Annotated in this window: 19 protein-coding genes; 6 read left to right on the forward strand and 13 right to left on the reverse strand. The window is 71.9% G+C overall.

The genetic code is table 11. The features are described 5' to 3' along the window. Positions 1–5: 5 nt before the first annotated feature. The gene (locus FLP10_RS01990; RefSeq protein WP_149159346.1) at positions 6–2,138 is read right to left on the reverse strand and encodes an acetyl/propionyl/methylcrotonyl-CoA carboxylase subunit alpha; all 2,133 of its coding nucleotides are present in this window, start codon (positions 2,136–2,138) and stop codon (positions 6–8) included. A 77-nt stretch (positions 2,139–2,215) separates the two neighbouring features. Further along, positions 2,216–2,812 (reverse strand): TetR/AcrR family transcriptional regulator, encoded by a 597-nt coding sequence (locus FLP10_RS01995; RefSeq protein ID WP_149159347.1) that lies wholly within the window; start codon positions 2,810–2,812, stop codon positions 2,216–2,218. Between the two features lie 113 nt (positions 2,813–2,925). Here FLP10_RS01995 and FLP10_RS02000 point away from each other — a divergent pair, with 113 nt between their 5' ends. Further along, positions 2,926–3,645, forward strand: coding sequence for an MBL fold metallo-hydrolase (locus FLP10_RS02000; protein ID WP_149159348.1), 720 nt, complete (start codon positions 2,926–2,928; stop codon positions 3,643–3,645). Between the two features lie 89 nt (positions 3,646–3,734). On the opposite strand, the gene FLP10_RS02005 is transcribed toward FLP10_RS02000, so the two are convergent. Then, positions 3,735–5,342, reverse strand: coding sequence for a carboxyl transferase domain-containing protein (locus FLP10_RS02005; RefSeq protein ID WP_149159349.1), 1,608 nt, complete (start codon positions 5,340–5,342; stop codon positions 3,735–3,737). A gap of 104 nt (positions 5,343–5,446) precedes the next feature. Between FLP10_RS02005 and FLP10_RS02010 the strand changes: the two genes are divergently transcribed. Then, positions 5,447–6,043, forward strand: a complete 597-nt coding sequence (locus FLP10_RS02010) for a TetR/AcrR family transcriptional regulator (RefSeq protein WP_149159350.1) — start codon at positions 5,447–5,449, stop codon at positions 6,041–6,043. Positions 6,044–6,226: 183 nt separating this feature from the next. Here the strand turns inward: FLP10_RS02010 and FLP10_RS02015 are convergent, their stop codons facing one another. The 4 genes from FLP10_RS02015 to pdhA are packed head-to-tail and all read right to left on the reverse strand — an operon-like array spanning position 6,227 to position 10,113. After that, a complete protein-coding gene (locus FLP10_RS02015) occupies positions 6,227–6,517 on the reverse strand; it encodes a 4a-hydroxytetrahydrobiopterin dehydratase (RefSeq protein ID WP_149159351.1) in 291 nt (96 codons plus the stop codon). 52 nt (positions 6,518–6,569) lie between these two features. Beyond that, on the reverse strand, positions 6,570–7,955 hold the full coding sequence (locus FLP10_RS02020; RefSeq protein WP_149162029.1) for a dihydrolipoamide acetyltransferase family protein: 1,386 nt from the start codon (positions 7,953–7,955) through the stop codon (positions 6,570–6,572). 2 nt (positions 7,956–7,957) lie between these two features. Continuing rightward, entirely contained in the window at positions 7,958–8,968 is a 1,011-nt protein-coding gene (locus FLP10_RS02025; RefSeq protein WP_149159352.1) for an alpha-ketoacid dehydrogenase subunit beta, read from the reverse strand. Beyond that, a complete protein-coding gene (pdhA, locus tag FLP10_RS02030) occupies positions 8,965–10,113 on the reverse strand; it encodes a pyruvate dehydrogenase (acetyl-transferring) E1 component subunit alpha (RefSeq protein WP_246150134.1) in 1,149 nt (382 codons plus the stop codon). Before pdhA ends, FLP10_RS02025 begins: the two co-directional genes overlap by 4 nt. 168 nt (positions 10,114–10,281) lie before the next feature. Between pdhA and FLP10_RS02035 the strand changes: the two genes are divergently transcribed. After that, positions 10,282–10,740 carry an Lrp/AsnC family transcriptional regulator gene (locus FLP10_RS02035; protein WP_149159354.1) on the forward strand — a complete coding sequence of 153 codons (459 nt, stop codon included), beginning with the start codon at positions 10,282–10,284 and terminating at the stop codon, positions 10,738–10,740. A 22-nt stretch (positions 10,741–10,762) separates the two neighbouring features. Here the strand turns inward: FLP10_RS02035 and FLP10_RS02040 are convergent, their stop codons facing one another. From FLP10_RS02040 to FLP10_RS02055, 4 genes are read right to left on the reverse strand one after another with little or no spacing between them, the layout of a single operon-like run. Then, positions 10,763–11,389, reverse strand: a complete 627-nt coding sequence (locus FLP10_RS02040; RefSeq protein ID WP_246150137.1) for a response regulator transcription factor — start codon at positions 11,387–11,389, stop codon at positions 10,763–10,765. Next, the gene (locus FLP10_RS02045) at positions 11,386–12,582 is read right to left on the reverse strand and encodes a sensor histidine kinase (protein ID WP_149159355.1); all 1,197 of its coding nucleotides are present in this window, start codon (positions 12,580–12,582) and stop codon (positions 11,386–11,388) included. The genes FLP10_RS02040 and FLP10_RS02045 overlap by 4 nt, the downstream gene beginning before the upstream one ends. 47 nt (positions 12,583–12,629) lie before the next feature. Beyond that, entirely contained in the window at positions 12,630–13,463 is an 834-nt protein-coding gene (locus FLP10_RS02050) for an ABC transporter permease (RefSeq protein ID WP_149159356.1), read from the reverse strand. Beyond that, complete coding sequence (locus FLP10_RS02055) at positions 13,460–14,401, reverse strand: ABC transporter ATP-binding protein (RefSeq protein WP_149159357.1); 942 nt, start codon at positions 14,399–14,401, stop codon at positions 13,460–13,462. Before FLP10_RS02055 ends, FLP10_RS02050 begins: the two co-directional genes overlap by 4 nt. A 147-nt stretch (positions 14,402–14,548) precedes the next feature. Here FLP10_RS02055 and FLP10_RS02060 point away from each other — a divergent pair, with 147 nt between their 5' ends. Then, complete coding sequence (locus tag FLP10_RS02060; RefSeq protein ID WP_149159358.1) at positions 14,549–15,220, forward strand: ArsR/SmtB family transcription factor; 672 nt, start codon at positions 14,549–14,551, stop codon at positions 15,218–15,220. Next, positions 15,217–15,429 (forward strand): hypothetical protein, encoded by a 213-nt coding sequence (locus FLP10_RS02065; RefSeq protein WP_149159359.1) that lies wholly within the window; start codon positions 15,217–15,219, stop codon positions 15,427–15,429. The genes FLP10_RS02060 and FLP10_RS02065 overlap by 4 nt, the downstream gene beginning before the upstream one ends. Before the next feature lie 69 nt (positions 15,430–15,498). Here FLP10_RS02065 and FLP10_RS02070 read toward each other — a convergent pair whose 3' ends face one another. Beyond that, positions 15,499–17,802, reverse strand: coding sequence for a polyribonucleotide nucleotidyltransferase (locus FLP10_RS02070; RefSeq protein WP_149159360.1), 2,304 nt, complete (start codon positions 17,800–17,802; stop codon positions 15,499–15,501). 341 nt (positions 17,803–18,143) lie between these two features. On the opposite strand from FLP10_RS02070, the gene FLP10_RS02075 reads away from it, so the two are divergent. Continuing rightward, the gene (locus tag FLP10_RS02075) at positions 18,144–18,344 is read left to right on the forward strand and encodes a dodecin family protein (protein WP_149159361.1); all 201 of its coding nucleotides are present in this window, start codon (positions 18,144–18,146) and stop codon (positions 18,342–18,344) included. 13 nt (positions 18,345–18,357) lie between these two features. On the opposite strand, the gene FLP10_RS02080 is transcribed toward FLP10_RS02075, so the two are convergent. Then, entirely contained in the window at positions 18,358–19,002 is a 645-nt protein-coding gene (locus FLP10_RS02080) for an FMN reductase (protein WP_149159362.1), read from the reverse strand. Positions 19,003–19,008: the final 6 nt, after the last annotated feature.

Raw genomic sequence — 19,008 nt, forward strand, 5'->3', positions numbered from 1 at the left:
CGGACTCACTTCCTGATCGCCGCCTCGTGAGCGGGTTCTGATGCGGATGCCTCGGAGCGGGCGCCGTGGTCGGCGTGCGCCTCGATGCGCGCGACGGGGTGGTCGCGCACGACTCGGTCGCCGACCGCGACGGCGACGCGGGCGACGCCGTCGACGGGGGCGGTGATGCGGTGCTCCATCTTCATCGCCTCGACGGCGACGACGGCCTGCCCGGCGTGCACGGTGTCGCCGTCGGCGACGAGCACGGCGGTGACGGTGCCGGGCATGGGGGCGCGGAGCTCGGGATCGTGGGCGCCCGACCGACCGAGCCGGGCTCGGCGCGCGGCGAGCGCGGTCGCGCGGTCGACGCGGCGCACGGCCGCGGTGCGGCCGGCGACGTGCACCCAGACGGTGCCGTCGGGTGCGATCGCGGTGACTGCGGCGGATGCCCCGGCGGCTTCAGCTTCGGATGCCACTCGAGACGCTTCGAGACCGGATGCCGCGTCGGCGAGCCGTTCCGGCGCGACGATGCGCAGCGGACCCTCGCCGTCGATACCGGCGACCGGTTCGACGAGGTAGGCCGTCGGCACCCGTCCGCCCACGCGCCAGCCGCGTTCGCGCCGCCACGCTGCCGGGCCGTCGATGCGGCCCCGCGCGTCCTCGGCGTCGCGCTCGAGGAGCGCCTCGGCGGCGGCCTGCAGCAGGCTCGCGCCCGAGGCATCCGTGCTCGCGCCGTCGGCGCCGCCGGCGAGCCGCGCGACGAGCGCGTCGATGAGGCCGGTGTGCAGCGCGCCCGCGCGCACGTCGGGGTCGGCGAGCAGGCGCCGCAGGAATCCGGTGTTCGATTCGACCCCCAGCAGCACGGTGTCGGCGAGCGCCCCATCGAGCCGCCGCAGCGCCTCGCTTCGGGTCGCCCCGTGCGCGATGACCTTGGCGAGCATCGGGTCGTAATCGGCGGTGACGGTCGACCCGGTACGGATGCCGGCGTCGACGCGAACGCCGTCGCCCGTCGGCTCGCGCCAGGCGAGCACCTCGCCCGTCGCCGGCAGGAACCCGCGCTCGGGGCTCTCGGCGTACACGCGGGCCTCGATCGCGTGCCCGTCGAGCGGCACGTCGTGCTGGGCGAACGACAGGGGCTCACCCGCGGCGACGCGCAGCTGCTGCTCGACGAGGTCGACGCCGGTCACCAGCTCGGTCACGGGGTGCTCGACCTGCAGCCGAGTGTTCATCTCGATGAAGAAGAACTCGCCGGGCGCCGCGTCGGAGACCAGGAACTCGACGGTGCCGGCGCCGCGGTAGTCGACGCTGCGCGCGGCGTCGCACGCGGCCCGGCCGATGCGCTCGCGCGTCGCCTCGTCGAGCAGGGGCGACGGCGCCTCCTCGACGACCTTCTGATGGCGGCGCTGCAGCGAGCACTCGCGTTCGCCGAGGTGCACGACGGCGCCGTGGGCGTCGCCGAGCACCTGCACCTCGATGTGCCGGGGCCGCTCGATGAGCCGTTCGACGAGCAGCGTGTCATCGCCGAAGGCGGCTGCGGCGATGCGGCGGGCGGCGGGCACGGCTGAGCGCAGCTCGCCGGCGTCGCGGGCGACCTGCATGCCCTTGCCGCCGCCGCCGGCCGAGGGCTTCACGAGCACGGGGTAGCCGATGCGGGCGGCGGCCTCGACGAGACGTTCGTCGCGATCGCGATCGCGGTGGCGGTCGCCGGGGTCGGGGAGGTCGAGGTCGGAGACGCCCGGCACGATCGGCACGCCCGACGCGGCGACGTGCGCCTTCGCACGCACCTTGTCGCCCATGATCTCGAGCGCCTCCACGCCAGGGCCCACGAATACGATGCCGGCGTCGGCGCAGGCCCGGGCGAATCCGGCGTGTTCGGAGAGGAACCCGTAGCCGGGGTGCACGGCCTGCGCGCCGGTGGCGAGCGCGGCCTCGACGATGCGGGTGGGGTCGAGGTAGCTCTCGAGCGCGGGCGCGGGGCCGATGCGCACGGCCGAGTCGGCGAGCGCGACGTGCGGAGCGTCGCGGTCGGCGTCGGAGTACACGGCGACGGCGTGGATGCCGAGGCGTCGGAGCGTCCGGATGACCCGCACCGCGATCTCGCCGCGGTTGGCGACGAGCACGCGCTCGAACGGACGAGCGGTCGGCTCGAACTGCCCCATCCGCGCCTCCTCGCGCCAATTCGGTGAGTGATCACTAACCGGAACTCATGTTAGTGACCATTAACCGAATCGACAAGTCACGCGAGCTCGGACGCGCGCACCGCTCCCCGCGCGAGCACGCCGATGCCGTACTCGTACGCCTCGTCGACACCCGGGCCGAGCCGGAACCGGCCGCCGAGCTCCATCGCCAGGAACCCGCTCGCCCAGGCGGTGACCGTGCGCGCGAACGGCAGCGCGTCGTCGGGGCCGACGATCGCCTCGGCGACGTCGACCACGGCCCGGCTCGCGTCGCGCAGGGCGGCCTCGGAGCCGAGGTCGCGCTCGGGTTCGATGAACAGCAGCCCGAAGGCGGCCGGGTTCGCGGTCGCCCATTCGCGCAGCGCGCGGGCGAGCGTGGACAGACGGGCGCTCGGGTCGCCCTCGACCGCCTCGGGCTCGCCACGAACCGCAGCGGATGCCGCGGCCAGCCGCTGAGTGAGCTCGTGCGCCACGTCGTCGACGACGAGCCCGACGAGGTGCTCGCGATTGCGCACCCGCTTGTACAGCGACGGCGCGCGGACGCCGACCCGCGCAGCGACCGCCTGCATGGTGAGCGCGTCGACCCCGCCGTCGTCGACGAGCGCGCGGCCCGCGCGAACCATCCGGTCGAGCGAGGTGCGTTCGGGCGTCGGCATACGGACCTCCCTGATCGTTCCGCCATCGTGGGCGATGGCTATTGACAGTAGCCATCATAGCTACGTATCGTAGCCATCATCAATCCCCTCTCTCGACAGCACTGGAGCACCCCATGCGTCTCGCACCCGGCCTGCACCGCGTCGGCAACGATCTGGTGGCCGCCTACCTCGTCGTCGCCGGCGACGGCGTCACGCTCATCGATGCCGGAATCCCCGGCCAGTTCCGCGATCTCGAGCGCGAACTCGCCTCGATCGGGCGCTCGCCCCGAGACATCCGGGGCATCGTCCTCACGCATGGCGACAGCGACCACATCGGCTACGCCGAGCGGCTGCGCACCGAGTACGGCGTACCCGTGCACGCGCACGCTGCCGACGCGGCACGCGCTCGCGGCGAGGAGAAGACCTCGCCTTCCTGGGGGCGCATGCGTCTCGGGCCTGTGCTGCGGTTCCTCGGCTACGCCGGCACGCACGGCGGCCTCATGCCGAAGTACGTGGGCGAGGTCGTCGAGGTCGCCGACGGCGATGTGCTCGACCTGCCCGGCGCGCCGCGGGTGATCGGGCTGCCCGGGCACTCCCCCGGCAGCATCGCGGTGCACGTGCCCGCCGTCGACGCCGTGTTCGTCGGCGATGCGCTCACGACCCGGCACGTGCTCACCGGCGCGACCGGCCCCCAGCCGGCGCCGTTCACCGACGACCCCGCAGAAGCGCTCGCCTCGCTCGACCGCATCGCCGACCTCGACGCGACCTGGGTGCTGCCGGGGCACGGCACGCCCTTCGACGGCGGGGTCGCCGAGGCGGTGCGGCACGTGCACGAGGCCGCCGCGGCATCCTGACCCGCCCCGCCCTGCCCTGCCCTGCCCTGCCCTCCACTGAGCCTCCGGAATGTCCGATGCCTGACGAGCGAGACGGCGGCGGGCCGACTCTACATCCGGAACAGCCCGAACGCCGGCTCGGGCAGGGGCGTGCGACTCGCCAGCTCGAGCGCGAACGCCAGCACCGTGCGGGTGTCGGCGGGGTCGATGATGCCGTCGTCCCAGAGCCGGGCGGTCGAGTGGTACGGGCTGCCCTGGCTCTCGTACTGCTCGCGGATCGGCGCGCGGAACGCCTGCTCCGAGGCATCCGACCAGTCCTCTCCGCGCGCCTCGAGTTGATCGCGCCTGACCGTCGCGAGCACCGACGCCGCCTGCTCGCCGCCCATCACCGAGATGCGCGCGTTCGGCCACATCCAGAGGAACCGGGGCGAGTACGCCCGCCCGCACATCGAATAGTTGCCGGCGCCGAACGAGCCGCCGATCACGACCGTCAGCTTCGGCACGCGCGTGGTCGCGACCGCAGTGACCATCTTCGCGCCGTGCTTGGCGATGCCGCCGGCCTCGGCCTCGCGGCCGACCATGAAGCCCGAGATGTTCTGCAGGAACACGAGCGGGATGCCGCGCTGGTCGCAGAGCTCGATGAAGTGCGCGCCTTTCACCGCCGACTCGCTGAACAGCACGCCGTTGTTCGCGACGACGCCCACCGGGTGGCCGTCGATCCAGGCGAAACCGGTGACGAGCGTGTCGCCGTACTCGGGCTTGAACTCGGCGAACTCGCTGCCGTCGACGATCCGGGCGATGACCTCGTGCACGTCGTACGGGCGCTGCACATCGACCGGCACGGCGGCGGTCAGCGTCGCGAGGTCGACGAGGGGCTCGCGGGGCTCGCGCACCGCCCACGCGCGCCCGGGCGGCGGCGGCAGCGTCGCGATCGCGTCGCGCATGATCTCGAGCGCGTGCTCGTCATCGTCGGCGAGGTGGTCGACGACGCCCGACATGCGGGCGTGCAGTTCGCCGCCGCCCAGCGCTTCGGCGCTGACGACCTCGCCGATCGCGGCCTTCACGAGCGGCGGTCCGCCGAGGAAGATAGTGCCCTGCTCACGCACGATCACCGACTCGTCGCTCATCGCGGGCACGTAGGCGCCGCCCGCGGTGCAGGAGCCGAGCACCGCGGCCAGCTGCGGGATGCGCTCGGCCGACATGCGCGCCTGATTGAAGAAGATGCGCCCGAAGTGCTCGCGGTCGGGGAACACCTCGTCCTGCAGCGGCAGGAACGCGCCGCCCGAGTCGACGAGGTACACGCACGGCACGCGGTGCTCGAGGGCGACCTCCTGCGCGCGCAGGTGCTTCTTCACGGTCATCGGATGGTACGTGCCGCCCTTGACCGTCGCGTCGTTGCAGACCACCATCACGGGCCGGTCGTGCACCAGCCCGACTCCGGCGATGAGCCCGGCGCCCGGCACGTCGTCGTCGTACATGCCCTCGGCGGCCAGCGGCGACAGCTCGAGGAACGGGCTGCCTTCGTCGAGCAGGCGGTCGACCCGGTCGCGCGGCAGCAGCTTGCCGCGCGCCACGTGACGCTGGCGGGATGCCTCGGGCCCGCCGAGTGCAGCGCGGGCGAGGCGTTCCCGCAGCTCGGCGACGAGTGCAGCGTGGCCCTCGGCATTCGCCCGGGACTCGGCGGCCGCCGGATCGATGCTGCTCCGGAGGATGGCCATGGGCGGTCTCCTGTCGTCGTCGACGGCGCGCCGCTTGAGCCGGTGGCCGAGTTTCAGTTAGTCTGCACTAACTCGATCCCCGATGCTAGCGAGCGTGCACCCACATGGCAATGACCACGACCGAGCGCAGCCGACGCAAGGCCGACCGACGCGAGGCGATCCTCCACGCGGCCGCCGGCCGGTTCGCCGAACGCGGGTACGCGGGCGTCACGATCGAGGAGATCGGCCACGCCGCCGGTGTGTCGGGCCCGGCCGTCTACCGGCACTTCCCGGGCAAGGCCGGGGTGCTCGCCGCGATCCTGCTCGACGCCAGCCGGCGCCTGCTCGAGGGCGCCGAGCGCGTCGCGGGCTCCGCATCCGACCCGGCCGAGGTGCTCGGCGCGCTCATCGCGCACCACGTCGACTTCGCGCTGGCCGAGGCCGACGTCATCGTCGTGCAGGACCGCGAACTCGCCCACCTCGACCCGGGTGCGAGCCACGAGGTGCGCACCCTGCAGCGCCGCTATGTCGAGCACTGGGTGGCGACGCTCGGAGCACTGCGGCCCGGCGAGCCCGAGGCCGAGTTGCGGGTGCGCGCCCACGCCGCGTTCGGACTCATGAACTCCACGCCGCACAGCGCGCGCACCCCCGGCCGCCGCCCGAGCGCCGCCGTCGTGCGCGACCTGCTCGAGCGCATGGCGTGGGCGTCGCTGCTCGCTTGAACCCGCCCTGCTGTACCCACGGTCGTCACCGCATGCGGCTCACGCCCCCGCGACCGCGGGAACACATTCGACGATTCGGAACACTTCTCCACAGCAGCGTCCTCCCCATCCTCGAAAGTGTTCCCGTTTGACGGGCGCGTGAGGTGGCGCAGGAGAACTCCGAGCGGCGGGTTCAGCCCGAGCTCAGTACGCAGCGAGCTCCTCGATGCGTTCGGCGAGGCGCAGGTCGCGCGGCGTGACGCCGCCGACGTCGTGCGACCACAGCTCGAACGTGATGCGTCCGTAGCCGAGCCGTACGTCGGGGTGATGCTGCATGACCTCGGCGACCTCGGCCACCCGATCGAGCAGACGCACCGCACCGAGGAAGTCGCCCGTCTCGTACGTCGCGACCAGGCGGTCGCCGTCGTGCGTGAACGCCGTTCCGGTCAGCACGTCGCGCGTGGCCGCCTCGTCGAGCACCTGCCGATCGTCCATGCCCCCACCTTCCGATCGCCTGCATCGCACACCGCCCCCGCGGCATGCTCCCCTAGCTCATGGTGAGGGCTCGGCCGGGATCGCGCAAGATCGTGGCGACGTCGACGAGGAATCGTGAGCCCTGCTGGCCGTCGACGAGCCGGTGGTCGAACGACAGCGACAGCGTCATCACCTCACGCAGCGCGATCTCGCCGCGGAACTCCCACGGCTGGCGCCGCACCTGCCCGATCGCGAGGATCGCCGCCTCGCCGGGGTTGAGGATCGGCGTGCCCGCGTCGACGCCGAAGACACCGACGTTCGTGATCGAGATGGTGCCGCCCGTCATGTCGGCCGGCGACGTGCGCCCGGCCCGCGCGGTCTCGGCGAGCGCGGTGATCGCGTCGGCGAGCTCGGTGAGGGTCATGTCGTCGGCACCTGTGATGTTGGGCACGACGAGCCCGCGCTCGGTCGCCGCGGCGATGCCGAGGTTCACGTGGGCGTACCGCACGATCTCGCGGGCGTCCTCGTCCCAGTGCGAGTTCACCTCGGGGGTGCGGCGTGCCGCGATGCAGACCGCCTTCGCGACGAGCGCGAGCGGCGTGATGCGGTGCGCGGCGAACGCGCGGTCGTCGCGCAGGCTGCGCAGGAGGTCCATCGCGGCGGTCACGTCGACGGTGAGGAACTCGGTGACGTGCGGCGCGGTGAACGCGCTCTGCACCATCGCGGCCGCGGTGTGCTTGCGCACGCCCGCGATCGGGATGCGGGTTTCGGAAGCGAGCCGGCCGGATGCCTCGGGCACCTCGGTGGCGGCGGCCTCGACGTCGGCCCGGGTGATGAGTCCGCGTTCCCCGGTGCCGGCGAGGCGCTCGAGGTCGACGCCGAGGTCGCGTGCGAGCTTGCGCACCGGCGGGGTCGACCGCGGGCGTTCGGCGGTGCGCGTGCCGAGCCCGGTCGTCTCACCGGCGGGGCCCGGCACGCGTGGTGCACCACCGGATGGGACTGGTCCGGCGGCGACCCCCGCACGCCGCGAACGGCGCCGTGGGCCCGACTCGGCCGAGGCCCCGTAGCCGACGAGCGTCGGCTCGCGCGTCTCGGCGGGGGTCACGGGGCCGCCCACGACGCCGGGCTCGCCCGGTTCGCGCAGCGAGCCCGAGGCATCCGAGCCCGCGGCTCCCGAGGCATCCGAAGCATCCGAAGCATCCGAAGACGGCGCTGCGTCTTCCCCGGTATCGCACGAGAACAGCGGGGCACCGACGTCGACGGTCTGCCCGGGTTCGGCGTGCAGTGCCGTGATGACGCCCGCGAACGGCGACGGCAGCTCGACGACGGCCTTGGCGGTCTCGACGTCGGCGACGATCTGATTGAGCTCGACGCGGTCGCCGACCGCGACGCGCCAGGCGACGACCTCGCTCTCGGTGAGGCCCTCGCCGAGGTCGGGCAGCGGGAACTCGCGGATCATGCTCACGCCTCCACTCCGCTCAGCGAGTTGGGCCGGCCGAGGGCGCGGTCGACCCCGTCGAGGATGCGATCGAGGTCGGGCACGTGGTGCTGCTCGAGCTTGGCCGGCGGGTACGGGATGTCGTGCCCGGTGACCCGCACAGGTGCGGCCTCGAGGTACTCGAAGCAGCTCTCGGCGACCCGGGCGACGAGTTCGGCGCCGACGCCGCCCTGCTCTCCCGCCTCGTGGGTGACGACCAGTCGGCCGGTACGGCGAACGCTCTGCTCGATGGTGCGCACGTCCATCGGGGCGAGCGAACGCAGGTCGATGACCTCGATCGACACGCCCTCCTCCGCGGCGGCGGTCGCGGCATCGCGGGCGGTCTGCACGAGTGCGCCGTAGGTGACGAGGGTGACGTCGTCGCCCGGCATGGCGACGGTCGCGAGGCCCATCGGCTTCTGATCGGCGAGGCTCGCCTGCTCGTCGACCTCGCCCTTCATGTGGTACCGGCGCTTCGGCTCGAAGAACAGCACGGGGTCGTCGCTCGCGATCGCCTGCTGGATCATCACGAACGCGTCCTGCGGGTTCGAGCACACCACGACCCGCAGCCCAGCCGTGTGCGCGAAGTACGCCTCGGGCGACTCCGAGTGGTGCTCGGCCGCACCGATGCCGCCGCCGAACGGCACCCGAATGGTGATCGGCATCTTCACCGTGCCCCGCGTGCGGAAGTGCAGCTTCGCGACCTGCGCGACGATCTGGTCGAATCCCGGGTAGATGAATCCGTCGAACTGGATCTCGACGACCGGGCGGAACCCGCGGTATGCGAGACCCACCGCGGTGCCGATGATGCCCGCCTCCGACAGCGGCGTGTCGACGACGCGGTTCGCCCCGAACTCGGCCTTCAGTCCGTCGGTGATGCGGAACACTCCGCCCAGATCGCCGATGTCCTCACCCATCAGCACGACGCGGTCGTCGGCGGCGAGTGCGCGGCGCAGGCCCGAGTTCAGGGCCTTGCCGAGGGTCATGGTGGTCATCGTGCGGCCTCCTCGCCCTGAGCGCCGGCGCCGTCGTCGAACATCGCGAGGTAGCGCGCGTAGCGATCGCGCTGGCGCTCGAGGTGGCTGTTCGGCTCGGCGTAGATGTGGTCGAAGACGCTCATCGGCTCGGGCTGCGGGATGGCGCGGCAGGCCTCGCGCATCTCGGTCGTGGCCGCGTCGGCCACGACCTTCGCGTCGCGCTCGACGGCCTCGATGTCGGCGCCCAGCGCGCCGAGGTGTGCGAGCAGGCGCGCGAGCGGGTCGCGCTCCCGCCACGACTCGATCTCGTCGGCCGCGCGGTAGCGGGTCGGGTCGTCGGCCGTCGTGTGCGGGCCCATCCGGTAGGTGACCGCCTCGATGAAGGTCGGGCCGTCGCCGCGGCGGGCGCGGTCGAGGGCGCGACGGGTGACTGCCATGACGGCCAGCAGGTCGTTGCCGTCGACTCGGATGCCGGGCATGCCGAAGCCGTCGGCCCGGCGTGCCAGGGGCTGACGCGATTGCAGGGTGACCGGCTCGGAGATCGCCCAGTGGTTGTTCTGGCAGAAGAAGACGACCGGCGCCTGGAAGCTCGCGGCGAACACGAGTGCCTCGTTCACGTCGCCCTCGCTCGTCGCTCCGTCGCCGAAGTAGGCGATCGCGGCGGAGTCGGCGCCGTCCCAGGCGGCCCCCATGGCCCAGCCGGTCGCGTGCAGCGACTGCGCGCCGATGATGATCTGCGGCACCGCGAGGTTGTGCTCAGCGGGCACCCAACCGGATGCCGCGGCCCCGCGCCACTCGATCACCAGGCCCACGGGCGCGACGCCCCTGGCCCAGGCCACGCCCATCTCGCGATAGCTCGCGAACACGTAGTCGTCGGCGCGCAGGGCACGGGCGGAGCCGACCTGCGCGGCCTCCTGGCCGGTCAGCGGCGGCCAGAGCCCGACCTCGCCCTGCCGCTGCAGCGCGACGCCCTGGGCGTCGAGCGCCCGCACGACGGCGAGATCCGTGTAGAGCTCGGTGAGGCGCGAGACGTCGAGGTCGGCGATCCAGGGGTCGAGCTCGGCGTCGGCCCGGCGGGTGCCGTCGGGCTCGAGCATCCGCGTGAGGTCGTGTTCGTCGTCACGGGTCAGCAGCCCGGTACGCACAGGGTCGGTGGGGGTCATCATCGATCCTCCTGCTCGTCGGCCGCACCTTGTGGGCGCCGTGCCGAGGCCGGCCTCGTCGCCGGTTGGTGCGAGCGTAAGCCGATCGATCAGTCAGCTCAAGCATTCCGAATCGGCTTGAGCATGTCGCCCACACGTTGCGGAGGATCCGGTGCTAGATTGCGCGTTATGCGCGAACTCGATCGGATCGACCGCGACCTCCTCGCCGCCCTCGCCGATGACCACCGCGCCACGGTCGTCGCCCTCGCCGACCGGCTCGGCCTCTCGCGCAACACAGTGCAGGCACGATTGGCGCGACTCGAGGCATCCGGCGCCTTCCTCCCCTTCGACCGCAGCATCGACCCTGGTGCGCTCGGGTTCCCGCTCGAGGCGTTCGTCTCGGTGCATCTGCAGCAGAAGCAGCTCGGCTCGGTCATCGAGCGCATCGCCGAGATCCCCGAGGTGGTGCAGGCGCACGGCCTTTCGGGCGCCGTCGACCTGCTGGTGCGGGTCGCCTGCCGCGACGTGCACGACCTGTTCCGCATCGACGGAGAGATCCTGGCGATCGAGGGCGTCGAGCGCACCGAGACGTCGCTCGCGATGGGCGAACTCATCCCGTACCGGCTTCGGCCGCTGCTCGTGCGCTGAAGCACCCCCGGGTCGCTCGGGATCAGAGCCAGCCGTTCTGCTCGGCGATGCGCGCCGCGTCGGCGCGGTTGCGACCGCCCGTCTTGCCGATCGCGTTCGAGAGGTGGTTGCGCACGGTGCCCTCCGACAGGTGCAGGATGCGCGCGATCTCGGCGTTCGACGCGCCCGTGCGCGCGACCGAGAGCACGTCCGTTTCGCGCTCGGTGAGCGGCGAGTCGCCCTGCGTGAGCGACTCCGCCGCGAGCCCGGGGTCCACCACCCGGAATCCGCCGTGCACTCGCCGCACCGCGTCGGCGAGTTGCGCCGCCGGCGTGTCCTTCACGACGAACCCGGATGCCCCGGCCTGCATCGCGCGTTTCAGGTAGCCCGGGCGGCCGAACGTGGTGACGATGAGCACGCGGCATCCGGGCAGTTCATCGCGCAGCTGCGCCGCTGCCTGGATGCCGTCGATTCCCGGCATCTCGATGTCGAGCAGCGCGACGTCGGCGCGCGCGTCGCGCGCCGCGGCGAGCACCTCGTCGCCGCGCCCCACCTCGGCGACCACCGCGATGTCGGGTTCGAGGCCGAGCAGGGCCGACAGCGCACCGCGCACGAGCGCCTGGTCGTCGGCGATGAGCAGGCGGATGCCTCGCCCGTCCGCCGCGTTCACCAGGCCACCCTCAGGCTGAAGCCGCCGAGGTCGCTGCGACCGATGCTGAGGCGAGCCCCTGCCGACTCGACCCGCTCGCGCAGCCCGCGCAGGCCGTTCGAGGCGTTCGCGGTGTCGAACGCTGCACCCCCGGCACCCTCGGCGCCCGCCGACGGCCCGACGCCGTCGTCGGCGACCTCGATGCCGTGCGCATCGAGCCGAACCCGGCAGGTGCGTGCGCTCGCGTGGCGGATCACATTCGTGACACCCTCGCGCACCACCCACCCGGCGAGCTCGCGGAACCCGGCCGGCACCTGCTCGGTCGACACCGGCAGGTCTGCCACGATGTCCGCCGCCTCGAGCGCGGTGCGCGCCCCAGCGAGCTCGCCGCTGACCGACACGCCGCGGAACCCCGCGACCGTCGCACGTACGTCGGCGAGCGCACCGCGAGCGAGGTCCTCGACCTCGCCGATCTCGCGACCGGCACGTTCGGCGTCGACCTCGACGAGCTTGCGCGCGAGCTCGGCCTTCACGGTGATGACGGTGAGCGAGTGGCCCAGGATGTCGTGGATGTCGCGGGCCACCCGGCCCCGCTCCTGCTCGACGGCCATCCGCTCGAGCTCGGCCTGGGCGGCGCGCAGCTGGTTCATCGAGGCGAGGTTGCGGGCGAACGCCGCCATCATCGCCGAGATCGACACCGTGATCGCCGGGGCGAAGAAGATGTCCTGCACCGGCCCGTAGGCGAGGTAGCCGGTGACGACCGCGAGCGCGCCGAGACCGAACACGAGCTTCCAGGTCAGTCGCCAGTCGAGCACGCAGACCCCGATCAGCACGCCGACGTAGGTCCAGGTGCCGCCGATCGCCCAGCCGACCCACGGGGTGAAGACGAAGGTGTACGCCCAGAGGCCGGCGACCACCAGCAGCCGACCGCGCACGGGCAGCGCCCACACGGTGGGCCCGGCGACGAGGAAGGCGAGCCCGTACACGACCACGAGCGCGACGCCGATGGCCGCGCTCGCCGGGCCGCGGGATGCCCCGACGACGTCCTCGACGAGGGTCGCGAGCCAGAGCAGCGAGATGCCGGCGCCGACGTACCAGCTGACCGCGGCTCGCGAGCGGAGCGACGCGGCGACCGACGCGCGGCCGGTCGCGGCCATCGACGCCGGCAGGATCGGCCAGGTCGGGCCGCTTCGGATCACCGTCGCATCGGCCATGGCGCGTCCTCCACTCACTCGCTCCACGATAGGGCCGACGGCCGGGCTCAGCCGCGCTTGGTGTCGCGACGGAACGCCCACACCGTGCCCGCGACGAAGATCGCGAGCCAGGCGATCGCGTTCGCGAGCCACAGCCAGTCGAGGTCGGTGCCGGTGATCGGGGCACGGGCGATCTGCCCGATGCCGGAGACCGGCGTGAAGGCGGCGACCTGCTGCAGCACGGGGGCCATCGAGTCGATCGGGTAGAACAGACCGCCGATGAAGCTCAGGAACACCACGACGAGGTTCGTCACCTGCGCGGTGTTCTCACCGGGCACCAGGTAGCCGACCAGCAGACCGAGCGTCGTGAACACGGCGGCGCCCAGGAGCCACGCGGCGATGCCCGAGAGGATCCACTGCTCGGGCGCGAGCCGGATGCCCGTCGCCGCGCCGGCGATGAACGTCGCGACGATCGCGAGCAGGCCGAGCAGCATGCCCGCGATCACCTTGGTCGCCACGCCTGCGAGCGGGTTGAGGGGCGTGAGCCGCAGCTGGCGCGTCCAGCCCTGGGCTCGTTCGACCGAGACGGCGCTGCCGGCGGCGGTGGCCGAGATGATCGTGCCGTACACCGCCATCGAGACCATGATGTATGCGGCGACCGAGACGCCGCCCTGCGCGACGGGCACGTCGCCGATCGACTCGTCGCGCAGCGGGTAGCCGATCAGCAGGTACATCGCGACCGGGAAGACGATCGTGAACAGCAGCGTGCGGCGGTTGCGGAGTTTGCGCTTCAGCTCGATGCCGAGGAATGTGAGGTTGAAGCCGCCGAACGGCGGCACGCGCCGGTCGAGGCTGACGCGGTCGGGAGCGGGTGCGGTGGTGGTGGTCGCGGCGGCGGTCATCGGTCCTGTCCTTCCGAGGTGAGCGCGAGGAACGCGTTCTCGAGGTTCTGCCCGGTGATCTCGAGATCACGGGCCGTGGTGGTGGTCAGCAGCGTTCGGGCGAGGGTGTCGGAGTCCTGGGTCGTGATGGCGAAGCGCTCGCCCCGCGCCTCGACCCGCTCGACGCCGGGAATCGCGGCGAGCGCCACGGGGTCGGCATCGGGGATGGTCGCGTGCACGACGCGGCCCGACGCGAGGTTGCGGATCTCGGCGGCGGTACCGTCGGCGACGATGCGGCCCTGGCGGAGCAGCACGATGCGGTCGGCGTAGGCGTCGGCCTCATCGAGGTAGTGGGTCGCGAAGACGACGGTGCGGCCCCGGGCCGCGTCGGCGCGGATGGCGCTCCAGAAGTCGCGCCGGCCCTCGACGTCCATGCCGGTGGTCGGCTCGTCGAGGATGAGCAGGCCGGGGTCGCTGAGCAGCGCCATCGCGAATCGCAGACGCTGCTGCTGGCCGCCCGAGCACTTGCCGACCATGCGATCGCCGATCTCGCGGATTCCGGCGCGTTCGAGCACCTCGTCGACGGGTCGGGCGTCGGCGAAGACGCTCGCGGTCAGCTCGACCGTCTCGCGCACGGTGAGATCGTTCAGCAGACCCCCGGTCTGCAGCACCGCCGAGACGAAGCCCTGCGCGATCGCCGCGCGCGGCGAACGCCCGAAGACCGACACGCTGCCCGAGTCGGGCTTGGCGAGGCCGAGCAGCATGTCGATGGTGGTCGACTTGCCGGCGCCGTTCGGCCCCAGGAAGGCGACGATCTCGCCGCGCGCGATCTGCAGGTCGACGCCGGCGACCGCGGCGACCCTGCCGAACCGCTTGGTGATCCCGCGGGCGTCGACCGCGAGGAGCGGGCCTGTTTCGACGGCCGCGCGGCCGCTGATGGTGAGGGGTGCGTTGTCCATGGCTCCATGCTGTCGGGCGCGGCCACGCGCCTCCCCCGTACGGCGTCACGACCTGCCCGTGACATCTGTCATGGCGTCGGGCGTGGCATCGCGACGAGTTGCAAAGAAATAGTTGCAAATACTTCTTTGCAGCGATAGCTTTGCATCATGGCGAACCACGAAGACCTCTCCCGCCGGCCGAGCAGCCCGAGGCATCCGGGCATCGACCACGTGCTGCCGAGCGCGAGCCTGAAGTCGCTGGCCCACCCGCTGCGGGTGCGCATCTACGACGAGCTCTCGGCGTACGGTCCGCTGACCGCCAGCGGGCTCGGCGAACGACTCGGCGAGTCGAGCGGCTCGACGAGCTATCACCTGCGCCAGCTCGAGAAGGCCGGGCTCGTGCGCGAGGACACCACTCGCGGCAAGGGCCGCGAGCGCTGGTGGGAGCGCACGCCGGGTTCGGTCGCGATCCCCGACGCGCGTTCGCTGCCGCCGGGCAGCGCCGAGCGGCTGGCGGTCAAGCTCGTCGAAGACGAGTGGTTCCGCGGGCGCGAGCAGAATTTCCGCGAGTTCGTCGCCGAGGGCGACCAGGTGTTCGGGCCCGAGTGGCTCGACATCGCCACGAGCGACACCATCAACCTGCGCCTCACGCCCGAGCAGCTGCACGCCCTGGTCGCCGACATCGATGCGGTGCTCATGACCTACATCGACGCGTACAAGCGAACGCCGACACCCGGGTCGCGACCCGTGCAGATCCACCTCAACGCGTTCCCGCTCGTGCGCGGAACGCCGACCGAAGCATCCGAGACATCCGAGACATCCGAGGAGGAGCGATCATGACCACCGCACCCCTGAACCCCGGCTCCGGCGTCGTCGCCGGCTGGGCCGTTCGCAGCGGGCTGGGCCTCGCGACCTGGGGCATCCGCCGCGCGTCGCGTCGCACCGACCGCGACCGCCAGCTCGATCGGCTGGCGGCCAGAGCGGCTGCCGAGGCCGCGCTCGTCGAGCGCGACGCGCTCCTGCGCAGCGCGCGGTTCACGGCCTTCTGAGGCCACGATGACGGATGCCCCGCCCGAATCGCTTCGGGCGGGGCATCCGTCGTTCCGGATCAAACCGGATCAGACCTCGACGTCGGCGCCCTCGGCGGGCGCGTCGGCGTGCTCGCCGGTCGCCTCGCGGGCCTCGGTGTCGGCCGGGTCGGCGACCACCGGGGCGAGCGAGAGCTTGCCGCGGTCGTCGATCTTCGTGATCTCGACGAGGATCTTCTGACCGACGCCCAGCACGTCCTCGACGTTCTCGACGCGCTTGCCGCCGGCGAGCTTGCGCACCTCGCTGATGTGCAGCAGGCCGTCCTTGCCGGGCAGGAGCGAGACGAACGCGCCGAAGGTCGCGATCTTCACGACCGTGCCGAGGAACTGCTCGCCGACCTCGGGGTTGGTCGGGTTGGCGATCGCGTTGACCCGGGCGCGGGCGGCCTCGGCCGACGGGCCGTCGGTCGCGCCGATGTAGACGGTGCCGTCCTCCTCGATCGAGATCTCGGCGCCGGTCTCGTCCTGGATGGAGTTGATCGTCTTGCCCTTGGGGCCGATCAGCTCGCCGATCTTGTCGACGGGGATCTGCACCGAGATCACGCGCGGCGCGGTCGGAGCCATCTCGTCGGGGCCGTCGATCGCGGCGTTCAGCACCTGGAGGATGGTGGTGCGCGCATCCTTCGCCTGCGTCAGCGCGCCGGCGAGCACCGAGGCGGGGATGCCGTCGAGCTTCGTGTCGAGCTGGATCGCGGTGACGAACTCCGAGGTACCGGCGACCTTGAAGTCCATGTCGCCGAGCGCGTCCTCGGCGCCCAGGATGTCGGTGAGCGCCGCGTAGCGGGTCTCACCGTCGACCGTGTCGGAGATGAGGCCCATCGCGATGCCGGCGACCGGCGCGCGCAGCGGCACGCCCGCGTTCAGCAGCGACAGCGTCGACGCGCAGACCGAGCCCATCGACGTCGAGCCGTTCGAGCCGAGCGCCTCGGACACCTGGCGGATCGCGTACGGGAACTCGTCGCGGCTCGGCAGCACCGGCACGAGCGCGCGCTCGGCGAGCGCGCCGTGGCCGATCTCGCGGCGCTTGGGCGAACCCACACGACCCGTCTCACCCGTCGAGTACGGCGGGAAGTTGTAGTTGTGCATGTAGCGCTTCTTGGTGACCGGGCTCAGCGAGTCGATCTGCTGCTCGAGCTTCAGCATGTTCAGCGTGGTGACGCCCAGGATCTGGGTCTCGCCGCGCTGGAAGATGGCCGAGCCGTGCACGCGGGGCACGACCTGCACCTCGGCGTCGAGCGGACGGATGTCGGCCAGGCCGCGGCCGTCGATGCGCACGCCCTCCTCGAGCACGCGCGAGCGCACGACGAGCTTCGTGACCGACTTGTAGGCGGCCGACACCTCGCCGAGAGCCGACTCGGGCAGCTCGCCCGCCTCGACCTTCCGGGCGATGGCCTCTTTCACGCGCGCCTTCAGCGCGTCGTCGGCGTCCTGGCGCTCGACCTTGCCGGCGATCTGGTAGACGCCCTTGAGCTCCTCGTAGGCGAGCTCGGCGACGGCGTCATAGGTCGACGGCTGGTACGGCGGGAACGTGGGGTACTCGGCGGTCGGCTTGGCCGCGGTGGCCGCGACCTGCTGCTGCGCCTCGACGAGCTGCTTGATGAAGGGCTTGGATGCCTCGATGCCCTGCGCGATGATCTCTTCGTTCGGCTTGACGGCGCCGGCCTTGATCAGGTTCCACGCGTTGTCGGTGGCCTCGGCCTCGATCATCATGATCGCGACGTCCTGCGAGCCGTCGTTCTCGGTCACGACGCGACCGGCGACGACCATACTGAACACGGCATCCTCGAGCTGCGAGTGCTTCGGGAAGGCGACCCACTGGCCGCTGCCCTGCTCACCCGGGATGAGCGCGACGCGCACGCCGGCGACCGGGCCCGAGAACGGCAGGCCCGAGAGCTGCGTCGAGAGCGACGCGGCGTTGATGGCGAGCACGTCGTAGAGCTCGTCGGGCTCGATGGCCAGCACGGTGACGACGACCTGCACCTCGTTGCGCAGGCCCTCGACGAACGAGGGGCGCAGCGGGCGGTCGATCAGGCGGCAGGTGAGGATCGCCTCGGTGGACGGGCGGCCCTCGCGGCGGAAGAACGAGCCGGGGATGCGGCCCGCGGCGTACATGCGCTCTTCGACGTCGATGGTCAGGGGGAAGAAGTCGAACTGCTCCTTCGGCTGCTTCGAGACGCTCGTCGCCGACAGGAGCATGGTCTCCTCGTCGATGTACGCGACGGCCGAACCCTGCGCCTGCTGCGCGAGTCGGCCGGTCTCGAACCGGATGGTGCGGGTGCCGAATCGACCGTTGTCGATGACGGTCTCGGCGAACGTGATCTCAGGACCTTCCAAGAGGTCTCTCTCCTTTGTTTAACGTCGCGCCCGTGCGGGTACGACTCCTACAGAGGAGCAGGGGAAACAGGCAGTATGAGCGGGACAGGATGCCTCGCTCGCGCTGGCCACCAGTAGAAGTCCACCATTCGACAGCGCGTTCGTACGTGCGATTGGTGATCCACCACAGGGGACCAGCTTCCTGCCGGCCTGCTCCGTGCGACGCCCGGAGAACCCGGGCGCCACATCGATCCTAGCAGCCGGGCCCGGAATCGCGCCGATCGGGTGCCGTCAACCCCCTTTCCGCCGCCACCGGGCCGACGGAGGATGGCGGCGAAACCGACGATTCGAGGAGGTGCGACATGTCCGTCGCACGAGTCACCACCATCACCGCCCGCTCGGCGGACAGCTTCGAGGGAGCCATCCGAGAGGGCATCGAACGCGCGAGCGCGACCCTCCGCAACGTGAGCGGCGCCTGGGTGAAGGATCAGACCGTCGAGATCGAGGACGGCGTCATCCGCACCTGGCAGGTCACGCTCGAGGTGACGTTCGTGCTCGAATAGGCACGCTGCGCCGCTACTCCCCCGCGAGCCCGCCGATCAGGTGGCCCATCGGCCGGTCGAGCGCGAACGGGTCGTTCACGAGGTCGCGACGGTCGGTGCGCTCGACGAGGTCGGCGAACTCCTTCGCGCCACGGAAGATGCGCTCGGGCAGCGACCGCACCCCGTCGCCGCCATCGCCCCAGTCGCTCGTCGCGGCGAACACACCCGTCGTCACCGGCGTCGCGTGCAGATAGGTGAACAGGGGCCGGATCGCGTAGTCGATCGCGAGCGAGTGCCGTGGCGTGCCGCCGGTCGCCCCGATCAGCACGGGCAGATCGGTGAGCGCCTGCGGGTCGATCACGTCGATGAACGACTTGAACAGCCCGGCGTAGCTGGTCGTGAAGATCGGCGTCACCGCGATGAGCCCGTCGGCCGAGGCGACCGCGTCGAGCGCGGCCTCGAGCTTCGGCGGGGCGAAGCCCATCAGCAGGTGGTTCGTGATGTCGTGCGCGAGGTCGCGCAGCTCGAATACCTGCACGTCGACGTCGTGCCCGCGCTCGCGGAGCTGGGCGACGGCGTCGCCCGCGAGCCGATCGGCGAGCTGGCGGGTGGAGCTCGGCGTCGACAGGCCCGACGAGACGACGACGATGCGCTTGGTGGCGGATGTCTCGGTGGTCATGTCGGT

Source organism: Agromyces intestinalis (assembly GCF_008365295.1).
In the GTDB taxonomy this organism is placed as follows: Bacteria; Actinomycetota; Actinomycetes; order Actinomycetales; family Microbacteriaceae; genus Agromyces; species Agromyces intestinalis.